Consider the following 5,616-nt stretch of genomic DNA (forward strand, 5'->3'; position numbering starts at 1 on the left):
AGCTCACCGGCCAAGCGACAGAAAAGGTCGGCGACGCCACCGGCGACGCCACCGGCAACGACAACCTACGCGGCGACGGCGCGGCCGATCAGGCCAAGGCCAAGGCTCGGGAGGCCGACGTCGACGTGGGCTCCATCGTCGATACATCCACCTCGCCGCGCGTGCTTGCTGCTGCCGCGCTCGCAGGGGTCGGACTCGTCGCGCTCGTGCTGTACCGACGCAGCCGTCGGCAGAACGTTCCGCAGGTCGTCGCACATACGCGGCGTGCTGCCGAGAAGCTGGCACGCTCCTCACGTCGTTGACGATCGGCTCGCAGATAGTCAACACTGAGTAAAACATCGCCCCAGAGTGGGCAAACCGGTGCGGCGCCGGTCTCCGGTGGGGTTGGATCGACGGATGAGTTTCAACCCCCCGTCCATAGACCATCTCGCTGCGGACGGGGGGACTATCAGCTCGATCGAGACTGCGATCAACAACGCGTTCGATCCCATCTCCGCGGCCGTGACGAACTTCGTCTTCTACTCCGTGAACATCGCGGGCGCTGACATACCCCTCATCGTCCTGTGGCTGATCGTCGGCGCCGTCATATTCACGGTCTCCTTCAAGTTCATTCAGTTCCGCGGGGTCAAGCGCGCATTGATCTTGGTGAGCGGCAAGGAGGACGAACCCGACGCGCCCGGAGAGGTCAGTCACTTCCGAGCCCTCACCGCGGCAGTGTCGGGAACGGTCGGCCTGGGCAACATCGCCGGCGTCCCAGTGGCCGTCACGCTCGGCGGCCCAGGTGCCACGCTGTGGATGATCCTCGCCGGTCTTCTCGGAATGGCGTCGAAATTCGTCGAATGCACCCTCGGCGTGAAATTCCGTGACGTCAACGAGGACGGCACCGTGTCGGGCGGGCCGATGAAGTACCTCACCAAAGGTCTCGCCGATCGTGGACTAGCCAAGCTCGGCAAGATCATGGCTGTCTTCTACGCCATCATCATCACGTTCTTCGCGATCAGCGGCGGCAACATGTTCCAAGCCAATCAGACTTTCGCGCAGGTTCGATCCGTCACCGGAGGCGACGACGGACTTCTCGGTTCCGACGGCGCCAAGGCCATCTTCGGTATCGGAATTGCACTGATCATCGGCCTGGTCATCATCGGCGGGATGAAGTCGATCTCGGCTGTCACCGCAAAGCTGGTTCCGTCGATGGCGATCGTCTATATCGTCGCGTGCGCCGTCGTCATCGGCGTCAATTTCCAGTCGGTACCGTCGGCGTTCGTGGCGATCTTCGAGGGTGCCTTCTCGCCGGAAGGTGTCGCGGGCGGCGTCCTGGGTGTCATGATCATCGGGTTCCAGCGCGCAGCGTTCTCCAACGAAGCCGGTTTGGGCTCTGCCGCGATCGCGCACTCCGCGGTCAAGACTCGGCACCCTGTGACCGAGGGCTTCGTCGCCATGCTGGAGCCGTTCATCGACACCGTCGTGATCTGCACCGCAACGGCGTTGACCATCGTCATCGCGAACACCCAGACCTGGCAGGACCAACGAGAAGTCGTCGCTGAGACCGGTGAACTGCCTGCTGGCGGCGTGACACTCACCTCGGACGCCTTCGAGACGGTGCTGCCGTGGTTCCCGTACGTCCTGACGGTTGCTGTTGCACTGTTCGCACTGTCCACTGCAATCACCTGGGCGTATTACGGACAGCAGGCGTGGACCTCACTGTTCGGCCGCAGCCCACTCTCACGCAACTTCTTCAACCTGATGTTCTGCACGTTCACCGTCATCGGCACCGTCCTCTCGCTCGGATCGGTGCTCGACTTCGCCGATGCGACGCTGTTCCTGCTCGCGCTCGTCAACATCACCGGCCTCTACCTGCTGCTCCCGGTGGTCAAGCGTGAACTGGCCGACTACATGGCGACCCGGCCAGGAAAGCACGATCCGGTGCGTTCGACGGAAGACGATCTGGTCTAGGCCTTCTCGTCCCGCGTGCCTTGGTAGATGTCGGGGATGCCATCGTGGTCGTCGTCGCGGGTCTCTTCTTCGTGAATCGCGCGGTATGCCTTGTTGCGGCTGCGCAGAATCACTGCAGCAAGCGACGCGGCGACGATCGAGCCGGTGAGCACGCCGACCTTGACGTGGTCGTCACGCTGCGTTCCTTCGCCGAACGCGAGGTCACCGATCAGCAACGAGACAGTGAAACCGATGCCGGCGAGCATCGCCACACCGAAGACGTCCAGCCATTTCAAACCGGCGTCGAGAGTTGCTCGGGTAAACCGGGAGACGAGGTAGGTGGTGCCGAAGATGCCGATGGCCTTACCGATCACGAGTCCGGCGATGATGCCGATCGCAATGGGGTCCGATAGCGCACTGCGCAGACCGGAGAATCCGCCGACGGTCACGCCTGCCGCGCAGAATGCGAACAGCGGCACGGCAATTCCGGACGAGATGGGCCGGATCTTGTGTTCGAAGTGTTCCGCCAGCCCCGGTCCGGCGTCGGGTCCGCCTGCGGCCTGACTGCGGAGAACGGGTACCGCGAAGCCGAGAAGCACGCCGGCAACGGTGGCGTGGACTCCGGACTCGTGCATCAGGATCCAGGTGGCCGCAGCGAGTGGCAGCAGGATCCACCACGAGCGAACGCGCTTCTGCACTGCGAATGCGAACAGCGCCAACGGAATCAATGTCAATCCGAGCGCAATGAAGTTGATGTCGTCGGTGTAGAAGATCGCGATGACCGTGACGGCCAGAAGGTCGTCGACCACGGCCAATGTCAGCAAGAACGTTCGCAGCGCCAGCGGGAGGTGGGTACTGATGACTGCGAGAACGGCGACCGCGAAGGCGATATCGGTGGCGGTGGGGATTGCCCACCCCAGCAGTGCGCCGTCGCCGGTCCTGAGGTTGATGATGACGAAAATCAATGCAGGAACTGCCATTCCGCCCACTGCGGCAGCAATCGGCAGGGCGGCTCGCGCGGGATCGCGAAGGTCGCCTGCAACGAATTCGCGTTTCAGTTCGAGTCCGACGACGAAGAAGAAGATGGCGAGCAGTCCGTCGGCGGCCCACGTGGACAGTGTGAGGTCCAGATGAAGGGCCGACGGTCCGACGCGGGTGCTCATCAGGGAGTTGTAGGCCTCGTCCCATGGCGAATTGGCCCAGATCAGCGCGACGAGAGTGGCCGCGAGCAGCAAGGCGCCACCGACGGTTTCCTTGCGGAGGATCTGCCCGATTCGGTCTGCTTCGGACCACGAACCGCGGGAGAACAGTGGTAGGCGAGTCTTGGGATTGGTCACTGGGTGAGTGGCCTTTCGTGTGCGTACGGCGGAGCTGCAGCACACCTGAGGAACGGAAAGCATGTGCGCAGCACTAAGTTGTTGCCGACCAGACTTCCCGGCGCACCGCGTACCAGTCTACCGGGTCATCGGGGGGCTGCGCGCACTCGGCTTACGGCACCGCTATCACCAGTGTCGGCGAGTTCGGCTGGACGGTAACCGTGAAGTCGGGTCGATTCGCGGACGTGCCGAGGAACGACTGTGTGACCCCGTCGGACGGCTCGACGGTCTGCACCGACACGATCCCGGTGCTCGCCGAGTTCGACTGCAACGGGCGAACGGTCGAACCCGACGCCGGTGCCGGCGACGAGATGAGGTCCAACTGCAGAATCGACGTACCCGGCACGTCGAGCACGTCGTTACTCGACATCACCGCGGCCTCGTCGACGTAGTGGCCGACGTAGTTGACGACGCCGTCGCCGAAGAACGTCACCATGACCCGCCCGTCCTCGAGTCGTACGTCGGAGATACCGAAATCGGCCGGTTCCTCGGCAGCAGCCGTCGGTGGTGGAGTGCCGAAGGTGACGGACCCCGACACGAAGCGGACGCTCTGCGTCGTGGACGTGACGGTCGATTCGCCGGCCGTTTCCGATTCGCCGGTGCTGCACCCTGCCGATACGAGTGCGGCAGTCGCCAGAAGGGCCACCCCGGTTCGCATGGAGAGGACACTATAGGGGCATTCGGTGAGAGGATGCGTCGGTGAAAACCGGTGAACAGATCGTGCAGGAGCTTCCCTGGAAATGGGGGGTGCAGGGCCGGATCTTCGTCATCGGCGGTCTCGGCTTCATGTTCGACGCCTGGGACGTGACTCTCAACGGGTTCCTGACGCCACTGCTCGGTTCCTACTGGGACCTGTCGCAGACCGAGCGTGGGCTCGTCGCAACCGGGAATCTCATCGGCATGGCCGTCGGAGCCGTCGTGTGGGGGACCATCGCCGACCGGATGGGGCGCAAGCGCGCGTTCGCCATCACCCTGTTGATCTTTGCGCTGTTCTCGGTACTCGGCGCGTTCTCGCCCAACTTCGAGATCTTCGTTCTACTCCGATTCTGTGCAGGCTTTGGACTCGGTGGATGCATCCCCGTCGACTACGCACTGGTCAGCGAATTCTCGCCGCGTCGAATACGCGGAAAAGTGTTGTCCGCCATGGACGGTTGGTGGCCCATCGGAGCCACGATCTGTGGCGTCGTCGCAACAGCGCTGGTACCGATCGACGGCGACGTCCGCTGGCGAATCATGTTGCTGTTCATGATTCTGCCTGCGCTCCTACTGTTCTGGGTGCGCCGAGGGATCCCCGAATCGCCGATGTATCTGGCCGCCGTCGGGCGTGAGGAGGAGGCTCGGACCGTCATCGACGATCTTGTTGCGCGCACCGGTGCCGACGTGCAGCAGTACTCCATCACCGCTGAACCTCCCGCGAAGCGGACAGCTCTGTCCGGCGTGAAAGCGGTGTGGAGCTACAGCCCGAGGATCACGTCGGCATCCTGGTTGTTGTTCGTCTCGATCATGCTGCTGTATTACGCGGCCCTGAGTTGGATGCCGTCGATCCTTCGTCGCGAAGGGTACGACGACTTCGCCGCATTCGCGGGAACGACGCTGATGACGGCGGTCGGCATCCTCGGCGTCGCGGTGTCCGCGTACCTCGTGGAGGTCGTCGGCAGGAAGTGGGTCATCGGGATCTCCGGGCCGATCGCGGGTGCTGCGCTGGTGCTGTTCGCGGTCATGCTCGACGTCGGATCAGCGGTGCTCGTCTGGCTGGCGGTGTTCGGGTTCGTCATTCAAATCGCGATCCCGGTGCTGTACTGCTACGTCTCCGAGCTGTACCCGACGCCGCTGCGGGCGTCGGGATTCGGTTATGCCTCCTCCGTCAGTCGTATCGCGACAGGTTTTGCGCCGCTGCTCTTCGGCTCGGTGATGTGGCCGATCCTCGGTCTTCCGCTCACTTTCGCGATCGTCACGGCGTTCGTCGTCCTGGCGGTGCTGTGGATGGCGTACGCAGCGCCCGAGACCAAGGGCAGGGAGCTGGACACGTTGACCGAGGATCGCCAAACCTCTGGGTCGGGGCCCGTGAGTGGATAGCCGACTTCGCTGTGGTCTCACCGCACGGGGTTTCGGCTGCAGCAGATGGGGTATTCGCCCGTTTCGCGGTAGCCGAGACACGGCTACGTTAGGGGGCAAATCATGCGCTTCGTCACTCTCCTCATCGTCGTCTGGCTCGCCATCGGTGCTTTCGCGGTGTTCCAGCGCGGATACTTCGACAGTGCGCCGGAGAACTGTGCCGGTGTCGGAACCATCGCGTTGACAGTGGTCG

At 63.4% G+C, this 5,616-nt stretch carries 5 protein-coding genes; 3 read left to right on the top strand and 2 right to left on the bottom strand.

Annotated elements, in window-relative coordinates; all coding sequences use genetic code 11:
• Both A2J03_RS30975 and A2J03_RS09935 read left to right on the top strand, forming a co-directional pair.
• A partial coding sequence (locus tag A2J03_RS30975; protein WP_068372843.1) for a CsbD family protein occupies positions 1 to 302 on the top strand: 302 nt, incomplete at its 5' end.
• A 94-nt stretch (positions 303 to 396) separates the two neighbouring features.
• Positions 397 to 1,953: an alanine/glycine:cation symporter family protein gene (locus A2J03_RS09935; protein WP_068372846.1), complete on the top strand. Its 1,557-nt coding sequence runs from the start codon at positions 397 to 399 to the stop codon at positions 1,951 to 1,953.
• On the opposite strand, the gene nhaA is transcribed toward A2J03_RS09935, so the two are convergent.
• The gene (gene nhaA / locus A2J03_RS09940) at positions 1,950 to 3,332 is read right to left on the bottom strand and encodes a Na+/H+ antiporter NhaA (RefSeq protein WP_082897739.1); all 1,383 of its coding nucleotides are present in this window, start codon (positions 3,330 to 3,332) and stop codon (positions 1,950 to 1,952) included. The two genes, A2J03_RS09935 and nhaA, sit on opposite strands and share 4 nt — an antisense overlap.
• 88 nt (positions 3,333 to 3,420) lie before the next feature.
• Entirely contained in the window at positions 3,421 to 3,966 is a 546-nt protein-coding gene (locus A2J03_RS09945) for an AMIN-like domain-containing (lipo)protein (RefSeq protein ID WP_231912471.1), read from the bottom strand.
• A 41-nt stretch (positions 3,967 to 4,007) separates the two neighbouring features.
• Between A2J03_RS09945 and A2J03_RS09950 the strand changes: the two genes are divergently transcribed.
• Positions 4,008 to 5,384, top strand: a complete 1,377-nt coding sequence (locus tag A2J03_RS09950; RefSeq protein ID WP_068372850.1) for an MFS transporter — start codon at positions 4,008 to 4,010, stop codon at positions 5,382 to 5,384.
• Positions 5,385 to 5,616 lie beyond the last annotated feature (232 nt).

This window comes from Rhodococcus sp. EPR-157 (assembly GCF_001647195.1).
Classification (GTDB): domain Bacteria; phylum Actinomycetota; class Actinomycetes; order Mycobacteriales; family Mycobacteriaceae; genus Rhodococcoides.